We start from the raw sequence: 25019 nt of genomic DNA on the forward strand, positions 1-25019 counted from the left end.
TGAAGAAAACGTGACGTGACTTTCAGAACCACCTCCATCAGACAAACGCGAACGGAGCCTTCTCACACCGATGGTTTATCGAGAAGAAGATCGATCCACAGAAGGGACAATGGGTTAGAGTGCTCGCGGATCGCTATCGACGATGCTCGCAAACGCGACGTTCTCCTGAACTTGTTCGATTTCGACTGTTGGCTCGTCGCCGGGCTGAGCGCCAGGAACGATCACGACGTACCCCCGTTCGACTTTCGCAATACCGTCTCCTTGATCACCGACGGTTTCGATTGTCACGTCGCGCACTTCTCCCTCATCAACAGGAGGACCAGATGAATCATGGCTCGTGCTTTCCTGAGAGGCGGGATGCCGTGGGCTCTGTGGAGATGTTGATTCAGCTTCGGAGGATGAATCAAGAAGAGCGATGCGGTACGTTTCATCAACAGTCAGCGCCCCATGCTTGATCTCACTCGGAGGTATCTCGATGACGAATGTGCCATCCTTCTCCTTAATTTTGGCAGTGAACAGCGAACACAGGGAGTCTGAGATTTCTACCATAACTGGGTTTGATACTGGATACAATTAATCGGTCTCTTTGAGAAGGAGCGAACTGTATCAGCTGTCCTCAGCTGGTTCTTCCCAAGGAATGTCTCGCTTGTGGACTACAGCGAGCTTCGAGTCGTCATCATCTTCCATTGTACTAAGACCACGTTGGACGAGAGTGTGAACCTGTCCAGCAGACTCCGGGAACGAAAATTGGTCATCCTCCGCGTCAGCACGGAGTTCCAGATAATGGAGGTACAACTTGAACGTCGTATCTGCTCCGATAGGCCACCAAATCGTCCCTATCTGCTCATCTACCTGATTGTCCCAATGCTCTGTGAGTTCGCGGATATCGTCGACGAGCTCCTCCCCGGAGGTGCGAAGGCGGAGGGAGTATTCCCGATCCCGCTCCATATCTTCGATTATATCCTGAAGGAAAGGCTCAGCCTCCAAGGCGGTAGGTGAGGTCTGATCCGCTTCTAGAAGGTGTTCTAACGCCCGAATTTCTTCACGCCGAGCGGCTACAGCGTATGCGACATTGTACTTATCCTCGGGGAAGATTTCGTGCTGACTCGGTCGCTGTGCCTGAGGGACAGTATCCCCGGTGGATGAGCTAAATAAGGTCTCAAAGAGTCCCATACGCTTCGTCCGGACGGCACCCATAAGTACTTCCTGTCAGAGTGGACCTCAGCTCCGGCGACAGTGTACCTTCTAACCAGTCGTTGCGTAATCAGAAGATTTCGTGTGAATCCTGACCGACTTGGGAACGAGTATGAAACTCATCCAAAATATAGAGGATTGAAACATCAAATAATGACGTCAGTTGTTGCTGATATCGGACGATGTCTTTCTTATCTCCGGTCACAACACGGTGAAGCACATCGCGTTCTGCAAGCCCTATTGCGTCAAGAAGCCACTGAGAGTCTACTGGAGGAATCCGGGACTCTCGAATTCCGATGTGCTCCTTGACTAGACCGCGAGCGCGCTCCTGATCGTCATAAGTTGACGACATGACGTGGACAGCATCCATTAGTGCGTCTTTCCGCTCCTTTGCGTCGTGGAGAACACGATCTCGAAGATCTTCGACACACCGTTTCGCATTCCGTGGGGTGATTTCACGCGAGGAGAAGTAGTTCTGGAAGTGTCGAACAAAGTGTGGCTTGGCCTGACTTCGAACCTCAATATTATCGAAGAAAATCTCTAAGATCCTCTCAAAGGAAAGCCCATCGTAGCGCTGTAAATCGATTTCTCGATTGTACATTGGGATATTATCCTCGACATTCTCTTGAAAGTCTTCAAGAACGGTCCCGAACACGCCATCGGTATCGTCAGGGTCAACCTGTAGCCGATCGGGGTCGGACACAACTCGAGGCGCTCCTTGTGGACGGCTGCAATACTCGTAGATCACAAACTCACTCGTGAAGAGCGTGTTATGACCGTCTAGGATACGCTCTGCTTCTACGGCCCACCGGTCGTGAGAAAACGTGAGTCCAATGAGGACGTTAGTGTCTACGAAGTATCGAGTCATTGGCCCGGATGGAGATCCTCGTGCGCAATTCCCCGGCGTTCAAGAATCGGAGCAACAAGTTCGTCAGCTGCACTCCGTTCAGATTCGAGTTCAGTCGCTAATCCAGAAAATTTCGCATCAAGGTCTTCCTCTTCGAATTCGTCAAGTTTCTGGATCGCAGAACTCTGAGCCTCCTCAAACGAGGTTATACCGAGGTTCCCACGGACCTCTTCCGGAGACATTCCCTGGGCATGCCGTTGAGCAAGCTCGAGTGCAAAGATGCGCCAGAACGTTACATTTACCGTCATCAATCTGGAGGGATCAGGAGAATGCGAATGGAGTTCTCGAGTGACCGCGTTATACCACTTGATTAGTGGTCGATCGTACTCCGGAAATCGGTCGTTTGGAAATGATTCAAAAGTGTCGTGGACGGAGCTGAGTACTGATTCTCTGCTTGGGTCAACCTCAAAGAAATCGTGGTACTCCGTATGTAACGTTCGTATTTTCTTATCTAACTCCCGAAAATCCCGCTGAACCTGATACGGCGCATCATCATACATTCGGTCTGTGAGCCATTCTAATCCATGTTCGTAATATTCAGAGAGAGCCTCTGAGACAACAGAACGTAGGCGATCTTCAAGTCCGGGCTCGTTAATACTGGCTGAGGGGACAGTCGAGGGCGTGGCTGGAGAGACGGTACCAAAGAGATACCAGTAATACGGGATCGAGATATCCAGATTTCGCTCGGCAGATTTGACGTCAATACGGTAGAGGAGCTTGTGAAGCGACTTTTTCGGTAACGCATCCGCGGCCCCACGTTCGCGATTGAGGAGGCGCAGAGTCGTTCCCAAGTCCTCGCGGTTCATTATCTCCAATATATACCGCTCGTTTTATAGAAGTACCGTCGGATCCCAGTAGACTATCCAACGACTGAGGGAAAAGTAATTCACACGAGACTTCCTTGTAACGAGATACAACGTGCCCATCTACAATCTATATAAAGAGCGGGAAGGGACGGCGCGACGCGGGGAGGACTATAAGGAAGTTGTCATTGAGTACATGGAAGGGCTGAATTACATGGTTGAGCGGGATTCAGCCTTCCACTCTACGCTTGACGATATTCAGTTTGTGAACAAAGCTACGGGCGATAAAGTGGTAGCCGAGGCGAAAGCGTATTCCACAGGCCTCAGCCCGAACGATTTTAGAGACGAACTCGCCCGGTATTTCCTCGAATATATCAAACAGCCCCAACCCCACCGTTTTGATTTCTATATTTTTACGGAGACACTCTCTAATGACCAGCTCTGGAAAGCCCTATTCGATCGAGATGTCACCGATAATCAGAAACTGGTTGACTTCTACGATAAACTCAAAGACGGCGTCAACGATGAGGTCGTAGATCGGCTAGATGATACTGATGTAGATGAGTTCCGAGATTTTGCTATCGATACCCATGTTTTCGTAGGTACATACGATGATCTCCGTCAACAAGCTCATCAACTCGAGAAAACAGAACGGTTCCAGTACGAACCATATCTTCATTCGTATGAACCGGTTTCTCAGGAAACAGAATATGCGACGAATCTGTTTCAGGTAACCCGCTACCCAGAGACACTGTACATCATAGAGACGATAGAGGAAGCCGAATCTGCTCGCGTCTATAATTACAACAACGAAGCGTTCCCCATCAAGCTTCACGAGCGGAAATTATATTCGCTCGTTCATCCGGACCATCTTCCGGGGTCTACTCGTCATTACATACACGAGGACCATTTCGAAACGCGAGAGTTCGAGGAGTTCCTCCGAACGCGGGCTCAAGAAGAGGAGCGTGAAAACATCGTAAGATCCCTTCTCAGGGGGATTTTCACTCTCGTTGCAAGAGACAACGATTGTCTCATCAACCGTGAGAAAGGAACAACCGTATACCCGGAACTGGATCGCAGACAGCACGGTACCGAACGAAAACTAGGTCGATCATGGGTTGCAAAGGAGTTAGACTCCTACCCCGATGTCATCCACCGCGGTGTCAAAGTACGAGTGCGGCGCTATGCGGAAGAGTACTACTACGTTCTGCTACCCACACAAGTCTTCACTTCTGACGGTCGTCGACCTGTAACAGGCGAGCGTAAATCGCGGCTCCAAAACGACTTCTCGCCAAATCGTTTCCACGCCCAGAATAGTAAGTACGACCGCCAGCTGCGTGTCTGGGAAGAGTTGCTGATGTCGGATCAGACCCAGCTTGATCGATTTATGGATGAAAAGATACCCGTCGTAAAGGAACTCGAAGTGACCAGAGTTGACTCGCTGTCCCTCAATGTCCGCCCGCCCAAAGATGGAGACGAACGTGATGAGCTCATCGAGTCAGCTTCTGATCTCGAAAACGCAGGTGGAATTGAACAATGACGCCTGAAGATTCCCCGTTCACGCTTCGTCACCTCGAGGAGCCAGAGATTCAGTTTGAAGGAGGTACTGAAACCTCTCCCAAACGAGGCCTTATCAGATATGGTCCACGCCTCTATGAAGAAGGACACCATACAATCAAACTCGGGATTATCGGCGATCGAGATTCAATCCGCCGGTTGACCGAACTACTTCACGATATGGAGGTCGGGATCCATCCAGGAACGAGTGATAATCCGTGGCAGGTTCCGTATCCCGGCCTTGGTAAGAGTTCCCCGCTCAATCTCTCCATCAATGCAAAGAAGGGTTGGAGACGCCAAATTCGCCGACGAGACATCCAATCTGTTACGAGTAAATCGACCCCCAGAGATCGGATGGAGCGATTCCTGAAGCTAGTGCGGAAAGACATAGAGATAATCGAACGGGATTCGGTTCAGCCGAACGCAATCATCGTCTGTATTCCGCAAGAAGTGATGGACGCGTGTACTCCTGAGAACCAGGACCATGCACGAATCCAGTCGGAAGGTTCTGACCTGCGAAATCGAATCAAGCTGATCGGGATGGAGGCTCGAATCCCCACACAGCTGATTAAGCCATCCACACTTGCAATCCGTACTGACCGACAGCGAGCATCTCGGGCCTGGAATCTTACAGTTGGACTTCTATACAAGTCTCAACGAGGGCATCCCTGGAAAACTCGGCAGATCGAAGATGGGCACTGCTACGCAGGACTCTCGTTCTACAGAGAGCGAGACGAAGGAGATGATGTAATTCGAGCTGCTCTTGCTCACGTCTTTCACGGACGGGACCATATTATCCTCCAGAGTGATCCACTCCCGGATATCACCGAGGACGAGAATGGATCTCCCCACCTCTCATATGAGGCGGCTAGCCAGGTAGGTGAGCAGATTCTGGAATACTACGAAGCTCAGAAAGGGACACGTCCCAGCCGGTTCGTCCTTCATAAGCCATCTGTCTTCTGGGAAGAAGAACGTGAAGGGTTGCTTGATGCCACAGACGGTGTTCGCGATTTAGATCTAGTCTGGGTTCGTAGGCGGCCAAAGGTCAGGTTGTTCCCGCCTACGGATTATCCCGCCATGCGGGGAACCCTCCTGAGCGTCCCTGATGACGACGTCCACTATCTCTACACATCCGGATATGTCCCGGAAGAGACGACCTATCAGGGGAGTGGAGTACCATCACCGATTGAGATCCGACCTGACGAGATTTGTGAGACACCTTCGTTAGAGATCTGTAAGGAGATTCTCTTTTTCACAAAACTCGACTGGAATACATCGGACTACGCAATTCGGATGCCCGCAACCGTGAGTGTTGCAAAGCGTGTCGGTACAATCCTCTCCGAGGTAGATACGGAGTCCATTTCAGAGGTTCGGCCACAGTATTTCTACTATATGTGAATCGGTGAGTGAGAGGCTTATTCGTCTGAATCAGAGATTGGATCTAGCTGATAACCAGCAGACCGCAGAAATTCGCAGATATGCTCAACCTCCTGCTTCTCCTCAGGGGAACTCGTCCCGAGTAGTTCTTCAATTACCTGCTCTCCATCTTCACAGAGAGTAATTGATTCATTGAAGAGGGTGTTCTCCAGTGGATCTCGTCGCTCATCAATCACGATCGGCTGCCACCTGCCCTGGTACTGGTATCGGTAGAGGGTGATAGTGCGGACGGTGTCTTCGTCGACGAAGAAGCTCGTTTGTTCGCGTTTGCTGGCGACCGCGAACTTCCCGCTGTCGAGATCCGCAGCAAAATCCTCGAAATTGTGGAACTCAGCAGGAACCGGCCCATCGACGACGTGAGTGATAATTCCCGGCCAAGTAAACCCATAGACACGCTCGAAGAAGCTGACACCATTGTCGTCGGGAGAATCAAACACGAGGAGAAGATCGCCCAGCTGGAGTTCTGTACCTGCTACGCTGATATGCGACGAATATGGATAGGCGTCGCCGTCGTCGAGGACTTCAATATCCGGCTTCGACATATTGTCCGGGTCTAATTGGAGCCACAAAGAGATAGCTAATGGAGCACGCCAGATTTTCCCGAGCGTTCAAAAAGTGCATCTCTCCCGACATCCGGACCCTCACGCCGGTTGGATCGACATCGTATCCTTCTCGACCAAGCAAGTCAACAGCTAACTGTTCCAGTATCGCTTACAAAACTACCCAGCTACTGTGGCTGTTTTGTTGACTTCTCTCGGTTGTCGAGGAATTGATCACACCACGTTGGAAGGGAATCCATCGGACCGTTTTCAGTCACAGTCCCATCGCCTGCAATCCGGGTAAACACGCCGTCCCGCCCCCACGCACACACGACTGGCTCTTGGTCTTGGTCGGGCCGAGTCACGATTCGCTGTTGGAGTCGCGACGGCTCCTCACTCACATTCTGCAGTACTGTGAGGAGCTGTCCTAGAAGTGGATGACCTGGTGCAAGATGCTGAACCGATGGGAACTCGTCAGCACACACAGCCGAGAACGTCACCGCCACTTCATCAGCAGCAGTCGCAATAGCCTGTGCAATCGTCTGTTCTCCATCCCCGGCTGGGACCTCAATCGGTGCATCACCTACTGAAAGACGATATGTACTGTCCGCAAAGTCGAAGTCCCCGTCATCGTACTCGAAGTCAATCTCGTGAACCGGAGTGAATTCGACACCGGCCTCGGCAAGAGCCTCATTATCGACCAACACTGACTGGAGGCTTGGTGTCTCGAACGGAGGTTGATACTCGTATTCCTCCTCGCCGACATCGACGAGATCCGGGTGACTGTAGGACTGCCACGCATCAAGTTTTGCTTCGTCGACGACGTCCTGAGCGACGAGGTCGTCGACGTCCTCAAGTGACTCTCCGACATCGACGCGGTCGCCCTGATCGCGTTCTTCGAGTTCTTCAGAGAACTCGCGGTCAGCTGATTCGACCGCAGACTGGTCGTCAGCGCTGTCGGCGTTCAAGGTCGCATCCCGAATCTGTTGGCTGACGCCGGAGAGTATGGGTTGCATCTCACCGACGACGTTTTCGAAGAGGCCAATCCGGTCGTCAAGGCGATCGTAGATGTCCGTCTCAACCGTATCCTCGTAGCTGTAGTTGAGAATACGAATCTCGTCGAATCGTTGGCCGATACGGTCAATCCGACCGATACGCTGTTCAACTCGCATCGGGTTCCACGGCAGGTCGTAGTTGATGAGCGCCCCGCACTCCTGGAGGTTTAGCCCCTCACTCGCGGAGTCGGTACAGACGAGGATATCGACCTGCCCATCATCACGTGAGAATTCACGCTTCACTCGCTCTTTCCCGACGTGCTCCCACGTTTCAGAATCGGGGTCGTACAGCTCGCCGCCACGACCGGAGTACGTCGCGATTGTTGCTCCTAGAAGGTCCGCGAGACTGTCCCGGATGAAGTCCATTGTGTCCGCGTACTGCGTGAAGACAATCACCCGGTTGTGACCAGCCCGGTCCAGCTCGTCGAGGTCGTTGTACAGCTGCTGAATCTTCGGGTCTGTATCAACCAAGTCTAAGTCGTTGACGAACGCTTCCAGGGCCTCGATTTCTTCCTCGATAAGCTGTTTCCCCTCTTCAGTCACGCTCGGGATGAGTTCAGAGAGGTCCAAGTCGTCGCTACTAGCGTCGAGTTCATCCAGAACGTCCCCGTCGTCGAGGTTCGCGTTTTGTAGCGTTTCGAGGACGACCTGCTCCGCATCACCATAGTCTCGGTCACGAGCACGCTCCCGACCGGCAAGCACGGTTCGTTGCGCCCGGAGTGTCTCAAGCCGGTGTTTCAGGCTCTGACTGATCGCATAGACACTCGACGTGAGTCGCTGTCGGTACGTGGTCATCACGAACCCGATGGCGCGTGTTTGGGCTTCGTCAGTCTGTTGGGCTCGCTTGTAGAATTCACGTGTGTACTCGTCGATCTGGTCGTAGACCGCCCGAGTCTCTTCGGTGAGTTCGATTTTCCGTTGTTCGGGATTTCGGTTCGGAACGGTCGTATCGAGGAGACCGACCGCCTCGTACTTTCGGAGTGTATCCCGTGTATTCCGGTGAATGAGCGCGTCGACGGGCGTGGACTCTGCGAGAACATCGCGGATGACTCGCCAACCGCCCGGGGAAAGTTCGTCAAGTGCGTCCTGTCGGTCGCTGCGGGACGCCATCAACCACTCGTCGGCGTCTTCAGGATAGAGGAGCCGTTTGAGTTTCGTATCCTCGCTCGCCTCGAAGCGATCGATGTCATAATCTGCCATCGCGTCGTCGACATGGTCGAGATAGCCGTCGTAGGCGTCTCCATAGGCTCGTGCGAGCCGGCACGCGGTCAGCACACGCTCTTTGGCAATGGCACGTTCCTGTCCGTCCTCATTGATCTCGAGTTCGTCTGCAAGGTGCTGGAAGACTTTTGAGGAGAACGGTCGGTCCGTCGGGAGCCGGTCTTGGTGTTCCAGTCCATCGAGCGTGGCTTGCGTGTCCCAGGAAGCCTCCGCTTCGTCGGACTCTGAACTAGGGTTGTCGAGAACCTCGTTGAGGGCCCGCGACAGCCCGTCTCGGGTTTCGAAGAACTCCATGAAGGTATCCCGGTTATCCCAACCACCCGGAAGATCCAGCAACTGCATCAAATCGTAGAGTTCGCCAGAGTGCAATTGCATCGGGGTAGCCGTCAAGAGGTAGTAGGCGTGCGTATAATCGCGAAGCTGTTCGAGAAGAGCGTAGAAATTACTGCCACGCCGGGCGTTGTGCGCCTCGTCGACGATGACGGCGTCCCACACGCCCATCCGTTCTTCCGTATCGTGGTCGCGTCCGCGACAGCTTGCCGGGATGACGTTCCGAGACCGGTCGGATACCCGGTCTAAGGGAGCGACCTGATCCCACCGGTCGTCGAGACGAGCCGTGTGCCAGGACATAATGACGACCGTCGGCCCATCCAGCGGCGACGATGCGTCGGTATCAGTCGACTGCTGTTCGTAGAGGAATCGCCAGATGGGGCTGTCCGACCATTCGGGCTCCCCAGTGAGGTCGAGGTCCGTTGCCGATGGTGGATAGTGGTCGCGACCGCGGACATCCCGGAATACGTGATCGCCTGCTGTGTCCCGGTCGAATCGGACGGCGTTGATGTTGAACTTCTCCCAGAGCTCTTCCTGCCACTGCCGCTGCAGACTCGCCGGAACCAGCAACAGCCCGGTTTCAAGCTCCCCGGTGAGTCCAAGCCGGGAGAGTGTAAGACCGGCCTCGATCGTCTTCCCGAGCCCCACCTCGTCACACAGCAAGAAGCTCTGTGGATACGTATTGACGAGTGTGTCCGAGACAACTCGTTGATGCGGCCATGGCGTGATCGTGCTCGCTTCCTCGGCCAGTGCGAGCCCACCGGGCGAGAGCGGTCCATCCTGAATGATGTTCGCTTTGTCGCGCTCCGTCGGCGGAGCTGTACCGTTCGCGATCTGAATCGCTTCCTGGAGATCGCTCTCGGTGTCTGGGGCTTTCCAGTCGATGATGTCCTCTTCGATCGCCTCGGGGAGGTCATACACTTCGACGAAGGGGTGTTCATCACTCCACAGTCGCTCGAAGGTCTCCTCGTCGCCGGCGACGTAGTCCGCCTGTTCAGGAACCCACGACCGATGAACTTTGAACCGCTCGTAGTTGCGAGCCCAGCCGCCGACCGTCTCGTTGACGCTGCCCTCGAACGAAATTGTGTTTCCGTCGCTATCGTGGAAGAGTCCAACTTTCGGATGGAAGATCTCCCAATCGTGAGAGGGAGAGCGTGGATAGGCGACCTTGATGTGGATCCGGCCCTCGCGGAGGAGACGCGCGAGTATACGGAGGTTCGCATCCAGGCGTTCGTCATCGAGGTCCTCGAGGTTTTCCTCGAGACGGTCGGTGAGCGTCTCTAGAACTGGACGGTCTGACTCGTAGAGTTCGGTGCCGACGATGAGACGCATTTCACCATCGTTCTCGACGAGGGCGTGAATGCCGTTGGCAGCAGCCGCGAGTGCCGTACTGGAGAAGTAGCCCGCAATCCGGTCGTATTGCTGACTGCGTTCCAATGCGGGCTCGTAGAAGTCCTTGACGAGATGGGCGCGTCCCTGCTCGGGCTTGCTCTCGTAGATGGACTGCCACTCGCGATCACGTAGATTAGTCATACTAGAGGAGTTTCGAGTTAGGCGTGGTCACCAAGTTCGCTCTGTTCGAGCCTGTCTTCTGAGACGTCAGTGAAATCAGTAGGGGTGAATTCGAGACCGAGCGCGTCGTGGGTCCGACCTAAGGCGAGGTCGCGAGCGGCTTCCCATTCCGAACTCCTCTGAGGAAGAACTTGCAGGAGGGCTTTCAGTGTCGCCTTGAAGCTCGCATCTGTATCGAAGTTGCGTTCTTTGAGCCAATCGATCGCGACATCCTCTCCCTGCTTCTCGTAAACGAGCATTGCGGCGTGAACCGCATCGAGGGCGATCGTGTAGGACAGCGCTTCAGGGTCGACGGGCGTCCGGTTAGATCTCTCTTCGGGGGGCAGTGTGATATCTTGGACGCGATCCTCATGGGTCTTCAGTTGAATATCACCACGCTTCTTCCCCCAGAGTTTTGTAGACCGTTTGATATCATCGATATCAACCCCGAGACCGAGTCCTAACTGATGGCCATCATCGTAATCGAATGTGTCCGATTCGTGGACTAGCCAAGAAAGGATGTACCACTCTGTAATATCGTCTAAATCACCGAGACGTTCTCCGTCCAGATATTCGTCGACAAGAACGCGTGTTACAGCCTCCCGGGCCTCCTCTAAAGCACGGCGAGGGGGGATTTCTTGATCCTGGTCATCAACAACCGGATAGGCGTCAGCGTAGACCTTGAGTGTCGGTCCGAATGCGGATATGATCACATCAGTCTTGGTGAGAGAGAGACCTGAGTCGAGGAGATCACGAGCGGCATCCTTAGCGACCGCTCTTGTATCCGCCCGGACATCGCTCCAAAGAGTCGGACTCTGATTGTCTCTATGCTCATCTTTAGAATGTGGTTTACGACCAGTCAGAAGAAGTGTGCTGTCTGCAGATCCACCCCCCTGTGTGTCTGTCCGATGAGGCATTTCGCTGGTGATTGGATGGGTGGATGTTATCGTAAACCCAGAACGAATTAGGGAATTTGTGAGCGTATCCCAAGCGCTAGATTCCTTATGTGTGAACATCACAGTCATAACGCCCCCTGGTTGAAGGACTCTATAGAGCTCTTGGAATATGTCCTTCATTTTGTTTTCATAATCCTCAGCAGCTAGATCCGACTTTGAATCGGAGGATGAGGCCACATCCTCGTATTCGGCTACGTTGGCAACCGCTTCACTATCTTTGTCAGTCAGATCATCCCGGAAGATGTCGGGGAAGATGCTGGAGAGATATTCTTTTAGCCAAACATAGCACATGTCAGCCATCTCGGAGTAAATTATACTATCATAATATGGTGGATCGATGATAACGGCCTGAACAGAATTCGAATCTATTTCCAGATTTGCTGCGTCACTTTGAGAAACACGGACATCATCGGCGGCTTCATCGTTATAGTACGATACAATTTCTTCATAGGAGTCTCGTACGCGATTGAGATGGTCGTTATAGTCCTGAAATCCTAATGCAGGATTATTCTCGACGAAGGTCCACTGAAGAGTGAAATGTTTTCCACCAAGAGCATTACCCAAGTTTCCAAGTCTCGTATCTAGTGGAGAGAAACGGGAATTTCGGTCTACGATTTTACTTGCTACTAATGACAATGCGGTCAGTACTGCCTCCCCTTCGTTCTCGCCCTCATCTGATAGAATTTCATCTTCAAATTCCTTGAAGGTCCGAAGATATTCGTACTGGGTGACTAGCTGGCGAGGGGTGAACGCATCCCGCCATTTTGTAACACCGTATGGGCCCGCTCGATCTTCATCACCAATATATCGCTGAACGTCAAGGAGCGTACTGAGTTCAAAATCAGAATTAATCCGTTCTCGAGCTTTCTCCTGGGCCTCATAGTCGTCAGAGTTTGGGGCTCGCCATCCTGTCTTCCCACCTGCCTTAACATATTTCACCCCATATGGCTCATAGTCAAAGTCACCATCACGGAGGCGAATTCGAATCTCTTCGGATTCCATAACAATCCCACAATTCAGGCATTCAGCACCACTACGTGTGTGAGGCCCTTGTTGAGGATTGAATTCAGACTTTGAAACATCATCCGGAAGATTGACAACTTCGTAGTTAATCTCCGAAGCATCCTCTGATACAATCGGGCGGGCCGCTACTCCTTCAGAAGCTGATTTTTTCCTAAGCCACCACTTCTTTGCTAACGGGATATCACAGCCACATTCGGGACAATCGACAGTATACGTACTAACGTAATGAGATGGTGTCTGGTGATCTTTCTCTCCGGGGAAATACGAATCAACACGCTCACCAGCACGTTCGTTAATTTGCTCACCCCACCGATTCAATTCGTTTGAGATGGAACCAACCTCCCGTGCATATTCTAAGATGACTTTCAGGATTACAGTTGGAACTGGATTGAGTTCATTTGCTACAGTGGGAAGTCCGTATCTAGCGGACTCTAGAGGGATTACTCCTCCACCAGCTGTAGGATCCAAAACCGTCGGAAGTTCACCATCCCAATGATCTCTAAGAAGGGAATGAATCTCACCCATTTCAGAAGAAGTGGGAGTCTGAGAATACGGACGGGGATAGCCATAATGATCGTCTAGAGTTCCAGTACGCTCTCCCTCAGTCCTCTTTCGCTCGGCCACGTACTCTTCAATATCGACATCAATATCGTCACGAGGGCCGATTTGCATCCAATCAAGGATAGTATTGGCGTCAATATCTGGAGGTAAAACTGACGAGAGTGTTGCCAATCTAGATACAGGGGTAGGACGACGAGCAAACCATGGATGGAGATAACGATGAGGAGGCATCCGGTTCGGGTTTGCTTCCTTGAGATTCTCAATACCAACCGCTTTCAGGGGAAGTGTCCCCTCAATTGCGACACGCTTCATCTCCGAATCACTATCCTGGTTTTCGGGATTTTGGCTCATAGTTAGATCACTCAATATGGTCTGTCAGCAACACTCGAAGGGCCTTTTCGCCGTTCGGACTCGACGGAGACCGACACTTTGCGTACCAGTAGTAACACTCCTCATCGCTCATCCGTGCAACGCCTCGAGCCAGCGACCGCATCCGGTCGATACGCTGGATCGGCTTCACGCCACGGAAGGCAACAGCAAGCCGGACGCCTGCCGTCTCGGGTAGGAACACGAATCCAGCCCCCCCAGTGAGAACTTCTGATGAATCTCCTGGCGTGCCCTCAATCGCCTCCCTGACGACGTCCTGGAGCGCACGGACGCGGGTCGGGTCAAGTCGTGCGACCTTTGCGCCGGCCCACTCATCCCACGTCCAGCCATCGAGCTTGGAAAGGAGGTCGTCCCCAGCGATGTCCGAGACGAGATCCTCGACTGGTGTGATACTCAGCGAACGACCATCCCGCTCCAGGCGATCACGGCGGGCTTCAGCCTGTTCGCGAGGGAGTAGTTCGTGGAGCGTCCACTCTCCGCCACCGTCTGTCTCTCGTCGGACGAGCGTGAACGTTGGGCGTCCACCGAACATACTCGTCCCGTAGCGAACCAGCCGATCCTCCTCTGTTCCCTCGGCGGGTGAGGTCTCAAATTCCGAACCGCGACTCGCCATCAGACCGTCACCTCCGAACTCGACCGGATCGGGCCACGCCCTTCGACCCGGACGTCGATGTTGCCCGAATCGAGGTCATTATCGAGGGCAGCGAGGAGGTCGTCGCCCTCGTTTGTGATCGGTTCGGGCTCGTCAAACTGGAAGCGGAACTGGATGGTCTCTCGATCATCGCCGAACGAGCCGGGCTGGTCGATCACGTCCCGGAATCGGCTCGGTGACCCCGTGAATTCCGCGCTGTACGTCCCGTCGTCAGTCCGGGTTTCGTACTGCATTCGAACCGTCACCGAGTCTTCGCGGGCTTTGAATCCGGGGCGCTGACTGATGAACTTGGCCGCTTGGAAAGGTTCGTCCCCACCGACCTGGATGGTCACCTCTTCAAGCAGCGGCGTCCGGTCAGTTCCGGCCTTCGATTCCGCATCGCGACGAACCTCTGAGAACGCCCGCGAAGCGGACATCATCTTCTTGCTCGCCTCCCAGGATTCGTCTGGCTGGCATTCCTCGCAGCGTCCGCGTGCGTCCAGCAGCTGCTCGCTAGCGACCTCTTTTCCGCAGGAGCTACAGGTCGTATCGGACTGGTGTTCCTCACAGTAGTAGGGTTCGCTTCCTTCTGGGTTTTCAACCTCCGCCCCACACTCGACACAGGTAGCAACCGTCTGTTCTGGCCGGTTGATTTCGTCGAGGTGGTCGTCGACGAGCGCGTCAATATCTCGATAAACGACGAAGGCACTCCCGATTTGGACATCGCTGTCCCGAATCGAGGTCTCGACATCGGGAGATTTCGCGAACGGTTCCGGATGCGGCCACGTTTCAGGCTCCGTTGTCCCGACCCAGTACGCTGTCCCAGACTCGCCATCCCAGTATGCGTACCCGTGGTCACTAACGAGGGAGGAGACAGTCTCTCGAATCGGTTTTGTGCTGAAGAGGTAGTCCAGCCCCGGCTTCTTCGCGTATTGGTTGACCAGCGCTTCGGTGGACATAGCGTCCTGGGTCTGCTGCCAGAGTTTCTGTTGGACGTGAGCGGACCCACGAGCGCCGGCGTCGCGTTTCACGATCTTATCCTCGAGCGTTGTCTGGACAGCGTCGACCAGTGTCGTCCCGCCGTTGGATTCGGTCGCACCGATGGTGACGTGGGTAAGCCCGTCCCGGTCAGGGTAGTAGAGGTGCCGGTAGACGTTCCGAACGAGCTCTCCGAGCATCAGCTGTGCCTCGTCGCTCCGTTCTCGAAGCTCCTCGATTTGTTCCGAGGAGAGGTCGGCTTTCTGTTCAGGGCTATCAAGCAGGGCCTCGATAGCCTCGAGACGCCGAGCCTCGTCGATTGCAGCATCCATCCGATCAGCGTCAGGGGCGAGGAACAGAGCGTAGTTCTTGTAGATTCGCGTCTCAGTCTCTCCCTCGTGTTTTGCGGCTTGCTGCTCGTAGAGCTGAGTCACCCGGTTCGGCGGCGTATCGCCGCCGTCTTCGACAGCAGCGGTGTCCGGATGCATCACCGCGAGCTTCGGCGTATCCGGGGTATCCGGTAAGTCCGCCGGCGATTCAGGGAATTCCACCGGCTGGAAGCCACCATCGCCGGTTTCCTTCGAGGTGAGACGGTTCTGGAAACGCGAATGAGCGCTCGCTTCGGGGGTAGACTCGATCCGCTGGTCGATGATCCGGATCAGGTTTGGTTCTTGCTTGAATCGGAGGCGCTCTTCCTCGTAGAGGAAGTAACACGCGACATCCATATCGTCGCCCCGGAGTGCCGATAGGGCGGCATCGTAGTCGTCGAAGTTCAGATCGGGATGACCGATGGCGAGGTTCAAATCGGCGTGGGTTAGGCCAGCGGCCTGTTCACCATATGCGAGGCTGTGCCAGAGAACTGTCGTTGTCAGATGGGTTCCGAGGGGCGGGAGACCGTTTTCGGTCCATTTCCGATCCTCAAGCTGGGCGTGCGCGGTACCATCGTCGTCGTAGATGTCGGCGGTCACTGCGGGACCCAGATCGACGAAGTCGAATAGGCGCTCACGAAGGATAGTCTGAATCCCACCACCAGGATCGTCATCAGCGACTGTGAGGTCGTAGATACGAATCCAGTGACGGTCGTAACTGTCGGGCTGGTGATTCCAGAGGTAGTAGACGGCTCGAGCAAGCAAGCGGAGGGCATCACGCGTGCGCTGGAATCGAGGTATCGTATCGATCTTGTCCGTGAGAGCGTCGATTAAGGAGGGATGGAAGGGGTATTCGCGAGCGAGGACATCCACGTAGCCAGCGTCGGTGGCTTCCTGTGGATACTGCCGGTCTTCCTGGTCATAGAATTGGAAGTATGAGTCGGCGGCTTCGCGCGCGGCGTTTTCTGGAACTTCCGAGAAGAGTCGGTGCTGAAGGACTTGTCCGATCTCGTTTTCGTCGGTCGGTGTGACCGTCTTGTGCTGCCGCCGGCCAATCTCATTGACCTCCTCGATATGGTCACGGACGCCATCACGAACCCGGTCAGCCTGTTCACCGAATGCCGTATCCGCGATAGAGTAGACAACCGTGACGTGCTCGGATTCGGCAGCCGCTTCGAGGAGCGCCATCACGAACGAAAGCGTCTGATCGGCGAGCGTCTTGTCACCGACAGGCGTGCCCGCGGCTTTGTTCATGTAGTCGGCGATTTCGTCGATCAGAATGAGAGCCGGCTGGTCATGCTGGGCGAAGAGTTTCGAGAGCGTCCCCTCACCGGGGGCGTCCCGGTCTTGGTCGTAGTCCTTGAGGTACTCGTAGCCCTCAAGCCCATAGAGCTGGTACGCGAGTTCACCCCACATCGTCCGAGTATTCGGGGCATCCGGATCGTCGTCGGCATGGCGGGCATCCTTGCTATCAGCCTTCGTTCCGATGAAGACTCCCGTCGCAATATCGAGGCCCTCTGCTACCGCATCTTGATAGTCGGCCGCAAGCTCCTCGTCGCCGTCCAGCAGGTAGTGCGAGAGGTCGTCAATATCTACGGGGTTCTCAGCAAGATGGTACGAAGCGATGAGGTCGTGCGTTTTCCCACCACCGAATCGCGTATCGAGACAGAGAATACTTGAGGTGTATGTTCCCGGATCGTACTCTGTCGTTGCCAAGAAACGGCCCGTGAGATTGGAGAGCAGCGTACGGAGCCCCTCCGTGGGGTAGGTCATATCGTAGAACGAGTGAGGGTCTCGATAGACGGGTGCTGCCTTCTCAGGGTTGTGGACGACAGTCGAGAGTTTCGCAGCGAACTGTTCCTCTTGGAGCGAGCCGTCTAAGACATCGTCTCGTGGCTGACAGCTCTCGAATAGAGAGGGGTACTTGCTACTCATCGATTTCCTCCGTGGGTGATGAATCAGCTGCTGGTTTGGACACGATCACGAACTCACTCTCCGTGCTGTTCTCGATAATCGCCTTGGCGATTCCCTTCGATTCGGCGACATCGACCTTGATGGCGTCCCCAACCTCCGCATCGAATTGGTCGAGTTCAGGTCCCGACAAATTCACCCGGCCCGATTGACCGGTGTTCTGTCCAATTGTCTTCTGAGTCATCTGGATAGTCACATCACTTAGCGGGAATGTTATAACCTTTACTTAGTCTAAGTTCCCGATTTGGAGTGTGTTACTCCTTCTATATGCCCTCCCCCCACTACCCCCTGAATACTAAGTGACTGGGGCTAATCGGTCTACCCACAATGCAAATTAATCGCGGTCCTCGCGACCACCGATATGGAACGTACTGGAATCGTATCCCGGATTGTATGCCGAGGCACGTCCCGCTAGCAGACCTCAAAGACTTCTCCATTCCCCGTAAAGAGGGGGAATTACCCTCTAGAGAAGAGTTCCCCTATCCAGTAGTCCCGGTCACCAACCAATACCAGTTACATCTGTTTCCGGCACCTGACCATATCCGGCCGATGCTGGTTCGGCTCACCGATGGCGAAGTGCTCACGGATGGTCACGAACCGTACGGATTCTGGTTGACCGTCGATGGGATTGCCGAAGCTCGAGAGACACTCATCGCACAGGCAGAGAACTATACGAACCAGACGGCACCTCAGGAGCTCGGAACCGCCCTCCAAGACGCTCTCGCCACGGATGAACTACTTCACGACATCTTCTCAGAGCAACTCACTGAGAAGCTCCGTCCACCGACCGTTCGTTGGCTTCGTGACCGTACCAAGTCTGTAAGCGCAGACACTGTCGAATACACCGGTGGGGCGTACGTCAAAACGGAGTGGACCATCGAGTTGGAGCCTGAATCAAACAGGGGAGAGCGATCCCCACGGACGCTCGAGTTCCATACCGATGACCTCATTCAGCAGGATTCGCAACGGTTCACGGTTGATTACCGGCAGCTCTTCCGCCAGCAGATTCGATGCTCAAACACCTGGTGGACGGATCTCAGCAGATACTGGATTACCTCGGCAACGGTCGAAGATATTGTAGACGACGATTATCCCACAGAAGACGAATCTGCGTTCTCGCTCCGCCAATCTGGGAAGGCGAAGTACCACCTCGTACGGAATGAAACTGGGACGACCGTCTGTGGTCATGAAGCCCGTTCAGGCGACACCCGGCAATTCTCCCCAGATACGCTCCCGATACCAGCGGCACTCTGCAACCATTGTTCCAGAGAAGTCAAACGACACCTGATTCCCTGAGAATAGTGTCAATTCGAGCTGAATCGCTGATCGTGAATAGCGGAACACGATAGAATCAGGCGGTCCGGAACACCTGTTTAAACCAGACAGAAGCGGTACAGCACCAGAATATTATGACGTTCCAGTCGTGGTATTTTGTATGAGCATCCCCGATCTCACCCCGATACGAGAGTCTCTTGATGCCAGAATCGAGGAGCTGGAAGAGGAGCAAAAACGCCAGGAAGAGCGGCACGAAGGAGATGGAAGCACACCCGCGGTTTGGGACAAGGTGGAACCGAAAATTCGGCGCGATGTCGTGGAGGATTGCCAGGAGGATCTTGATGGCGTGGACGAACAAGACGAGGTTCTCCGAATATTGGCTGAATGGCGCCGTAACGAAAATCGAGAGTGGGAATTCAACAGGAACAGTTCCACAGTAGAGAACGAACGAAACAACATCAAGACGGCTGAAATTCGGATCTGGAAGGAGGAGCTCATAGAACTAATTCCTGAGTCTGAATTCAAGACCTGCGGCCTCTGTGAGTCCCTTCAAATGCCAAAAAGCGACCGGCGCAAGAGTCTAGGGTATGCATGGGAATGTCCTGACTGCTTCTAGTCTGGGCCCACGAACATCTATTATACTGACGACAAGAGGGGGAGTATGGGCGCATCTGATTGGGCTGGCAGGATGTGTATGCGGCTAGAAGAGGAGTTTGATATAAGCGAGGACCGGGCCCTCCGTATCACGACACTCGTTCGACTACTCCGAGGAGAAGGATATGAGGATGTCTTTGGCGAGTACGGAAGTGAACGAAACCAGAAACTCCAAGAGCAGCTGATCGACGAACTCGATAAGTCACTCCTCGAGCAGTCCGGCAATACGATCGAAGAACGGTGGAATAACCTGATGGATGAGTTGGACTGTCAAAGTCGCGCTGACAACGGAGTATACCTCATCCCCTGGAGTGAACACGAAGCCGACGACTGGCAAAATCCCGGTGTGACGAGTTCCCGCCCGTGACCTAATTCCGGAAATCCCGGAAGCCTTGAATTTCCACGAACAGGAATCGCCTTACTGCGCGAGGATTTAGTTAGTTTCGAGAGGGGTAAATGGGGTGTTTCCGGAAGCAACCCGGTCACGTTTTTAGTACTAGCCAGAAAACCAGTCTATCAAGCAAAGATGATCCGCGATGCTCGCGTTCTCCGGGCCGGGTTCATCCCTCGGGAAGTTGAGCATCGCGACGCCGAAGTCAACCACCTCTCTAGTGTCCTTGAGCCCATCACGAACGGTGAACCCGCCGACACGGCTATCGTCACCGGACCTAGCGGCGCCGGCAAGACGTGCATCTCGCAATTCGTCACCGAGCGCCTACGTGAGGAGGTGCTCGACGTCGAGGCCACCTACGTCAACTGCTGGCGTAACTACACCCGATTTCGGACGCTCTACCAGATTCTCGACGACCTCGGCGCGACCATCGACATCCACCGGCAGTCGACGCCCCACGACGAACTCGTCGACCGGCTCCAACAACACGACGGCCCGCGAACCGTCGTCATCCTCGATGAGGTCGACCAGCTCGAAGACCCCAGCGTTATCTACGACCTCCACAGCCTCCCGCAGTTCGCGATCATCTGCATCGCAAACAAGGAAGAAGAGCTGTTCAGCCGCGTCGACGACCGTCTCGTGAGCCGGCTGCGCTCCAGCGAACACGTCCGGATGGACAAGTACCACGACGAGCAGCTGTACGATATCCTGAGTGCGCGGGCGAAGTGGGGACTCGACGAGGACGTCATCACCGACGACCAACTCTACCGGATCGCCGACGCGGCCGCCGGCGACGCCCGCCTCGCAATCGGCATCCTCCGAACGGCCGCCGGCAAGGCCGATCGCGAGAACCACGAGCGCATCACCGACGACATTCTCCTGGACGCCGCCGAGGATGCTCGGGCCCAAATCAAGCAGAAGAGCCTCGACTCGCTCACGCCGCACCAGCGCGTCGTCTACGACATCGTTCGCGAGCACGGCCCCGTCGGACCGAGCGAGATCCACGAACGCTATTCCGAGGACGTCGATGATCCGCGGACGAAACGGACTATCCGCACGTACCTCTCGAAGATGGAGCAGTACAACCTCCTCCAGGCGGAAGGGACGAGTCGGGACCGAGAGTACTCGCTCGTCGATTCGGCAGCGGCGTCGCCGATGCAGTGACCGTGACGCCGCCACCTATCACGAACTGAACTCGCCGAGGCCCGATTGCTCGTGGTCCAGCGGCTCGATGACCTGTGGATCGTCGTTGCCAGGGTTGTTGACTCGCGTCGAAATCTCGTACGCGTCTAGATCCTCTTTCGGATACGGCTGGCACAGTTCCTTGCAGGTGTCCGGATCTGCCGCGAGCCAGTCGGATTCGGCGTCCCTCGGGAGGACGACCGGCATCCGATCGTGGATTGAGTTCATCAGGTCGTTCGGCTCCGTCGTGAGAATCGTGACGCACGAAATAGTCTCGTCGTCGCCCTCCCAGACGTCCCAGAGCCCGGCCATCGCGAACGCGGGGTCGTCCTCGCGGTGAATCCGGTAGGGCTGTTTCGAACCGCCGTTCGGGGATTTCCACTCGTAGAACCCTGACGAGAGGACCAAACAGGGACGGGTTTCCCACGCCCGCTCGAAGACACGTTTCTCGTCGGCCGTCTCGGAACGAGCGTTGATGATGCCCTCCTCGGGCTCGTCCGCCCAGAACGGAATCAATCCCCAGTGATAGGCGTCGATCTCGTCGGAGGCCACGTTCGTGATGATGTAGAGATCCTCGCCAGGCGCGATGTTGTATCGGGGTGTATACCCGCCGTCTGCGACGACCTCGGCGTCGAAGCGAGCCTCGAGGTCAGCCTGGTCGATGAAGAGCGAGTTCCGGCCACACATACATCTGGATCCGACCGGGAGAGTCTTCAACGTATCTGGAAATGTGAAGGGCTGGTTCTGTTGCTCCCTCGTTTAATGGTAGATTTGGGGATGGTCGGTAAGTACAGTTACAGAGGTTATAAACCAGCAACCCGTTCCGCTTATTAATGGAACCGGCTGAGATGCCGTACGAACCCGGTGAGGTAGTCCATGTTCGTCACGACGGGGATTCCGAGGGGCGGACGCATCGCTTCGGTTGCGAGATCCTGAGCGTTTCAGAGGCCGACGAGGTTAACGACTACACGTACACGCTTTTCTCGTTCGGCTGGGAGCGTGTCCTTGCTACGGATTACAGACACTCGAAGCTATACCCGTCACCTCGAGGCTATCCGAACATCGACGAGTTCCTTGGCGATGGCCACGTGCAGGGCGAGAGGCTTCTGGGGAAGTTCAAGCGGCGCGATCTGGAGGTGATCGATGAGTGCCTGACGGTGGTAGACAATGAGGCGGACGCGACGAAGGACTGGTTCAACGAGCTGCGGAAGGAGGATGTCGACCGCATCAATTCCGTCTTTGCGGAACTCGTGCTGTTGTATCACCTGCGGACAGTTTACGGGCGTGAACGCGTGTCGTTGAACGCGTATGTTGGCGAGAAGGATTTTGATCTGCGCTTGACGACGGAAGAGGAAGACGTGTGGATCGAGGTGACGAAGCCGGATTTTGCTGATTCTCTGTCCGACAGTTTCGGGTGGGGGCTTCCGAAGACCACGCAGAACTCCATCGACCGCAAACTCAAGAGCAAGTTTGAGGAGGCCCGCGATCGCGCTCCCGAGGATGCAGTCCTGATTCTTGGAATATACTGCGAGGAACAGATCAACCAGGGCTTTGCGATGGGGCAATGGCTGGATGAGGAGTATTACGACGTTGGCGAGATTTGTGACGGCTGGCTCTCCTACACTCACCTAATCGACACGCAGATCGAGTATCAATCCTTCACAGACGCCGGTGAGCGATGTCGGTCGCTGTTTGATCGGATGGTTGAGGAGTGAGACTAGATTCCCCTCGGTTATTCCAGCGGCGATAGCCGCAGCCCGGTAGTTCTTCCCGTGGATGTGCGGCCGATGATGACCCCTTCCGGCAGGCAGTCGTTTTCTACAGAGCCGAAAAGGCTCTGAATCGACCGATTAGAGCTCGGTCGGGGGCAGAAGCTCACAGAGAACAGCTGCTTGGTCAAGAAGTGCGTCCAAGAGCGGTTCAGTCGGTCGATACAGCGCGTGGTGTTCATCAACAGAATATGGCGTTTTCTCATCATCTGTGTGTGAGAGAAAACCGCTTTCGAGAAGTGGAGCAAGTGTAGTATCCAGCGCAGTTCCGGAACGACCAGATTCGACTTCGAGTGTATGTCGAGAGAACTCAGAAAGGAACCGTGTACAGCAACTCAGGACGTGAGCACGTCGATCAGCGAATAATTCGTTGAGCGCAGTACGATGGGTGCGTGTCCAATACTCGTCGAGTTTAACGTATGTGCGAACAATAGGAGATAGCTCGTTCAAGGAACCAGTAGCATGGACGATGCCAAGGTCGTTGAGCGCATGTTGGTCTTTGGTGTCCAGAGACTCGCCGAGGGGATGGAGAACAGTTTGAAGCGCATCGTGGTACCGTGAAGTGAGGAATTCCCCGGCAACAACGTGGGCGTTCGCGATATTTCGAGTTGGGTGGATTGACTCGTGGTGATCGGGGTTTCGGTGGTCGACGTGGGTTTGTGGGTAACTCATAGAGCACCTCTTCCAACGTGGCGTTGAGCATTAACATACCGAGCAGTCAGGCTCGAGACTGTAGCTGTGAAGGATTAACCAACATACCGCCGTCGATACGCACCAGTGTTGGTTAACAGGGAGAACGCTGGATTCAGGAACTATTCTCGGAAACGGCATCCAAACAGAGACTACTTGGGACTGTACCGGTATTGGAGGGGATCACATCGAGTTCCCTGAAACGCGGAAGCGACACGCCGCGGCTTATCGGGAATGTAGACCTCTAGTCGAGTATGGGAGAACATTCAACGTCGAACCGATTGGCGGTGGACCAGCCGACACGGGGAGCTGACCGCAATCAGGCCCTTGCTGACCAAACCGATCCGGCTACGGACGAGATGTTGTTGCCGTCACTCGAGGACGGCATCACGCTGCTCGATGTCGAGGGAGGCCGCGGCGTCCCGATCCTGCAGTCGCTCGTGCTCGACCATCTCCTCCTACACGACGGGCCCGCCTTCTGGGTCGACGCAAATGGTCACGCGACGACAACGACACTCGCCCAGATCGCGCCCAGTCAACGGTTACTCAACCGAATCCACGTCGCCCGCGGATTCACCGCCTACCAGCACTACGGCGCCGTCTGTGATCTCCCTACGGCAGTGAACAAGTCGATCCAGATGTCCACCGTCGATGCCGGGGCGTCCAGTCGAGTGGCGCCAGGTCGTGACGAAGACACGTCGCCCCACACGCCCGCCCTCATCGTCGCGCCGGCCGTCGACGTCCAGTACCGCGGCGACGATACCCTCGGCGAGACCCACGCGAAAACCCTTCAGGCTCGAACTCTCGCCCGGTTGGCGACCTACGCCGATGGGTACGACATCCCGGTGCTCGTTACGCGAAACGAACGAAACGAATTCACCGAGTCAATCGCGACGGTCGCCGACGATCACCTAGAGTGCGAGCAGACCCGGATGGGCCCACGGGTCGTCGGCGAGGACTTCGAGACGCTCGTCTATCCCGTCGACGACGGCGCGTACTACCAGACGACGTTCGCGTACTGGCGCCAGCTGCTCGCGGCACGCGCCACGCAGGTCGGCGTGGAACCGACGACGCTGGCGCCGTCGACGCCCACCCCGGAGGGTGTCGGGACAGGTGTCACAGCTGACGGTGAGACGGTGGCGGCCACCGCCGACCCCTTGCTCGATGCGTGGACTGCGACCGGGACAGGAGGCCGATAGCGATGGGTCGTACGAACCCGACGTACCGAGATGCGCTGCGGGCCATCGAAGAGCGCTGGGCGGAGTTCCGCCGGGCACTGCGGCGTCGCGACCAGCCGCGATTCGACCGGCTGTTCGAGTACGCCCGCGAGCACGCCGACGCGAGTGGGCTGTTGAACCACCAGAACCCGCTATTACCGGCGCTGTTCAGCATCGATCTCGAACAGGAGGGCCGCCTCGACGACCACGAGGAACGCCTCGAGAAACTAGAAGCCGCGGTCGCGACAGGCGATGACCAGGAGGGCGCTCCACCGGACGCGAACCCGTGACGATGCCGTTCAGTATCGACTTTCTGGACGACGGCCGCGTCCTGGAGTGGGAGGCAACCGCCGACGGCGCCGTCGCAACCGA

20 protein-coding genes are annotated in these 25019 nt (G+C 55.3%); 9 read left to right on the forward strand and 11 right to left on the reverse strand.

The window, feature by feature from the left end; genetic code table 11:
• Positions 1-114: 114 nt before the first annotated feature.
• The 4 genes from NDO75_RS25210 to NDO75_RS25225 form a co-directional block, all read right to left on the reverse strand.
• The gene (locus NDO75_RS25210; protein ID WP_310909334.1) at positions 115-549 is read right to left on the reverse strand and encodes a TRAM domain-containing protein; all 435 of its coding nucleotides are present in this window, start codon (positions 547-549) and stop codon (positions 115-117) included.
• A 57-nt stretch (positions 550-606) separates the two neighbouring features.
• The gene (locus NDO75_RS25215) at positions 607-1173 is read right to left on the reverse strand and encodes a hypothetical protein (RefSeq protein WP_310909335.1); all 567 of its coding nucleotides are present in this window, start codon (positions 1171-1173) and stop codon (positions 607-609) included.
• A gap of 91 nt (positions 1174-1264) precedes the next feature.
• The gene (locus NDO75_RS25220; protein ID WP_310909336.1) at positions 1265-1897 is read right to left on the reverse strand and encodes a hypothetical protein; all 633 of its coding nucleotides are present in this window, start codon (positions 1895-1897) and stop codon (positions 1265-1267) included.
• A gap of 161 nt (positions 1898-2058) precedes the next feature.
• The gene (locus NDO75_RS25225) at positions 2059-2907 is read right to left on the reverse strand and encodes a hypothetical protein (protein ID WP_310909337.1); all 849 of its coding nucleotides are present in this window, start codon (positions 2905-2907) and stop codon (positions 2059-2061) included.
• Positions 2908-3019: 112 nt separating this feature from the next.
• On the opposite strand from NDO75_RS25225, the gene NDO75_RS25230 reads away from it, so the two are divergent.
• Both NDO75_RS25230 and NDO75_RS25235 read left to right on the forward strand, forming a co-directional pair.
• Positions 3020-4444 carry a hypothetical protein gene (locus NDO75_RS25230; protein ID WP_310909338.1) on the forward strand — a complete coding sequence of 475 codons (1425 nt, stop codon included), beginning with the start codon at positions 3020-3022 and terminating at the stop codon, positions 4442-4444.
• Positions 4441-5859: a hypothetical protein gene (locus NDO75_RS25235; RefSeq protein ID WP_310909339.1), complete on the forward strand. Its 1419-nt coding sequence runs from the start codon at positions 4441-4443 to the stop codon at positions 5857-5859. Before NDO75_RS25230 ends, NDO75_RS25235 begins: the two co-directional genes overlap by 4 nt.
• Before the next feature lie 17 nt (positions 5860-5876).
• Here NDO75_RS25235 and NDO75_RS25240 read toward each other — a convergent pair whose 3' ends face one another.
• From NDO75_RS25240 to NDO75_RS25265, 6 genes are all read right to left on the reverse strand, one after another.
• Positions 5877-6440, reverse strand: a complete 564-nt coding sequence (locus NDO75_RS25240; RefSeq protein ID WP_310909340.1) for a hypothetical protein — start codon at positions 6438-6440, stop codon at positions 5877-5879.
• 185 nt (positions 6441-6625) lie between these two features.
• On the reverse strand, positions 6626-10576 hold the full coding sequence (locus NDO75_RS25245) for a helicase-related protein (RefSeq protein WP_310909341.1): 3951 nt from the start codon (positions 10574-10576) through the stop codon (positions 6626-6628).
• A gap of 17 nt (positions 10577-10593) precedes the next feature.
• Complete coding sequence (locus NDO75_RS25250; RefSeq protein WP_310909342.1) at positions 10594-13485, reverse strand: DUF1156 domain-containing protein; 2892 nt, start codon at positions 13483-13485, stop codon at positions 10594-10596.
• 7 nt (positions 13486-13492) lie between these two features.
• Positions 13493-14134 carry a hypothetical protein gene (locus NDO75_RS25255; RefSeq protein ID WP_004594464.1) on the reverse strand — a complete coding sequence of 214 codons (642 nt, stop codon included), beginning with the start codon at positions 14132-14134 and terminating at the stop codon, positions 13493-13495.
• Entirely contained in the window at positions 14134-17433 is a 3300-nt protein-coding gene (locus tag NDO75_RS25260) for a DUF499 domain-containing protein (protein WP_310909343.1), read from the reverse strand. Before NDO75_RS25260 ends, NDO75_RS25255 begins: the two co-directional genes overlap by 1 nt.
• Positions 17426-17653 (reverse strand): hypothetical protein, encoded by a 228-nt coding sequence (locus NDO75_RS25265; protein WP_014053325.1) that lies wholly within the window; start codon positions 17651-17653, stop codon positions 17426-17428. Before NDO75_RS25265 ends, NDO75_RS25260 begins: the two co-directional genes overlap by 8 nt.
• 209 nt (positions 17654-17862) lie before the next feature.
• Between NDO75_RS25265 and NDO75_RS25270 the strand changes: the two genes are divergently transcribed.
• From NDO75_RS25270 to NDO75_RS25285, 4 genes are all read left to right on the forward strand, one after another.
• Complete coding sequence (locus tag NDO75_RS25270; RefSeq protein ID WP_310909344.1) at positions 17863-18765, forward strand: hypothetical protein; 903 nt, start codon at positions 17863-17865, stop codon at positions 18763-18765.
• Between the two features lie 139 nt (positions 18766-18904).
• The gene (locus NDO75_RS25275; protein ID WP_310909345.1) at positions 18905-19360 is read left to right on the forward strand and encodes a hypothetical protein; all 456 of its coding nucleotides are present in this window, start codon (positions 18905-18907) and stop codon (positions 19358-19360) included.
• A gap of 45 nt (positions 19361-19405) precedes the next feature.
• Complete coding sequence (locus NDO75_RS25280; RefSeq protein WP_310909346.1) at positions 19406-19765, forward strand: hypothetical protein; 360 nt, start codon at positions 19406-19408, stop codon at positions 19763-19765.
• 159 nt (positions 19766-19924) lie between these two features.
• Complete coding sequence (locus tag NDO75_RS25285) at positions 19925-20953, forward strand: orc1/cdc6 family replication initiation protein (protein WP_310909347.1); 1029 nt, start codon at positions 19925-19927, stop codon at positions 20951-20953.
• Between the two features lie 18 nt (positions 20954-20971).
• Here the strand turns inward: NDO75_RS25285 and NDO75_RS25290 are convergent, their stop codons facing one another.
• Complete coding sequence (locus tag NDO75_RS25290) at positions 20972-21658, reverse strand: SOS response-associated peptidase (protein ID WP_310909348.1); 687 nt, start codon at positions 21656-21658, stop codon at positions 20972-20974.
• A 146-nt stretch (positions 21659-21804) separates the two neighbouring features.
• On the opposite strand from NDO75_RS25290, the gene NDO75_RS25295 reads away from it, so the two are divergent.
• From NDO75_RS25295 to NDO75_RS25305, 3 genes are all read left to right on the forward strand, one after another.
• Entirely contained in the window at positions 21805-22686 is an 882-nt protein-coding gene (locus NDO75_RS25295) for a hypothetical protein (RefSeq protein ID WP_310909349.1), read from the forward strand.
• Between the two features lie 998 nt (positions 22687-23684).
• Positions 23685-24629 (forward strand): hypothetical protein, encoded by a 945-nt coding sequence (locus tag NDO75_RS25300; RefSeq protein WP_310909350.1) that lies wholly within the window; start codon positions 23685-23687, stop codon positions 24627-24629.
• Positions 24630-24631: 2 nt separating this feature from the next.
• Positions 24632-24937 (forward strand): hypothetical protein, encoded by a 306-nt coding sequence (locus NDO75_RS25305; RefSeq protein ID WP_310909351.1) that lies wholly within the window; start codon positions 24632-24634, stop codon positions 24935-24937.
• Positions 24938-25019: the final 82 nt, after the last annotated feature.

Origin of the sequence: Natrinema sp. 1APR25-10V2 (assembly GCF_031626495.1) — an archaeon.
GTDB lineage: Archaea > Halobacteriota > Halobacteria > Halobacteriales > Natrialbaceae > Natrinema.

What these genes read in the sequence shown, in the direction of transcription:
- NDO75_RS25275 (WP_310909345.1), top strand. Translation starts at nt 18,905, where the DNA reads ATGAGCATCCCCGATCTCACCCCGATACGAGAGTCTCTTGATGCCAGA.
- NDO75_RS25240 (WP_310909340.1), bottom strand. Translation starts at nt 6,440, where the DNA reads ATGTCGAAGCCGGATATTGAAGTCCTCGACGACGGCGACGCCTATCCA.
- NDO75_RS25210 (WP_310909334.1), bottom strand. Translation starts at nt 549, where the DNA reads ATGGTAGAAATCTCAGACTCCCTGTGTTCGCTGTTCACTGCCAAAATT.
- NDO75_RS25250 (WP_310909342.1), bottom strand. Translation starts at nt 13,485, where the DNA reads ATGAGCCAAAATCCCGAAAACCAGGATAGTGATTCGGAGATGAAGCGT.
- NDO75_RS25225 (WP_310909337.1), bottom strand. Translation starts at nt 2,907, where the DNA reads ATGAACCGCGAGGACTTGGGAACGACTCTGCGCCTCCTCAATCGCGAA.
- NDO75_RS25285 (WP_310909347.1), top strand. Translation starts at nt 19,925, where the DNA reads ATGATCCGCGATGCTCGCGTTCTCCGGGCCGGGTTCATCCCTCGGGAA.
- NDO75_RS25260 (WP_310909343.1), bottom strand. Translation starts at nt 17,433, where the DNA reads ATGAGTAGCAAGTACCCCTCTCTATTCGAGAGCTGTCAGCCACGAGAC.
- NDO75_RS25245 (WP_310909341.1), bottom strand. Translation starts at nt 10,576, where the DNA reads ATGACTAATCTACGTGATCGCGAGTGGCAGTCCATCTACGAGAGCAAG.
- NDO75_RS25215 (WP_310909335.1), bottom strand. Translation starts at nt 1,173, where the DNA reads ATGGGACTCTTTGAGACCTTATTTAGCTCATCCACCGGGGATACTGTC.
- NDO75_RS25235 (WP_310909339.1), top strand. Translation starts at nt 4,441, where the DNA reads ATGACGCCTGAAGATTCCCCGTTCACGCTTCGTCACCTCGAGGAGCCA.
- NDO75_RS25295 (WP_310909349.1), top strand. Translation starts at nt 21,805, where the DNA reads ATGGAACCGGCTGAGATGCCGTACGAACCCGGTGAGGTAGTCCATGTT.
- NDO75_RS25265 (WP_014053325.1), bottom strand. Translation starts at nt 17,653, where the DNA reads ATGACTCAGAAGACAATTGGACAGAACACCGGTCAATCGGGCCGGGTG.
- NDO75_RS25290 (WP_310909348.1), bottom strand. Translation starts at nt 21,658, where the DNA reads ATGTGTGGCCGGAACTCGCTCTTCATCGACCAGGCTGACCTCGAGGCT.
- NDO75_RS25255 (WP_004594464.1), bottom strand. Translation starts at nt 14,134, where the DNA reads ATGGCGAGTCGCGGTTCGGAATTTGAGACCTCACCCGCCGAGGGAACA.
- NDO75_RS25280 (WP_310909346.1), top strand. Translation starts at nt 19,406, where the DNA reads ATGGGCGCATCTGATTGGGCTGGCAGGATGTGTATGCGGCTAGAAGAG.
- NDO75_RS25305 (WP_310909351.1), top strand. Translation starts at nt 24,632, where the DNA reads ATGGGTCGTACGAACCCGACGTACCGAGATGCGCTGCGGGCCATCGAA.
- NDO75_RS25270 (WP_310909344.1), top strand. Translation starts at nt 17,863, where the DNA reads ATGCCGAGGCACGTCCCGCTAGCAGACCTCAAAGACTTCTCCATTCCC.
- NDO75_RS25300 (WP_310909350.1), top strand. Translation starts at nt 23,685, where the DNA reads ATGGGAGAACATTCAACGTCGAACCGATTGGCGGTGGACCAGCCGACA.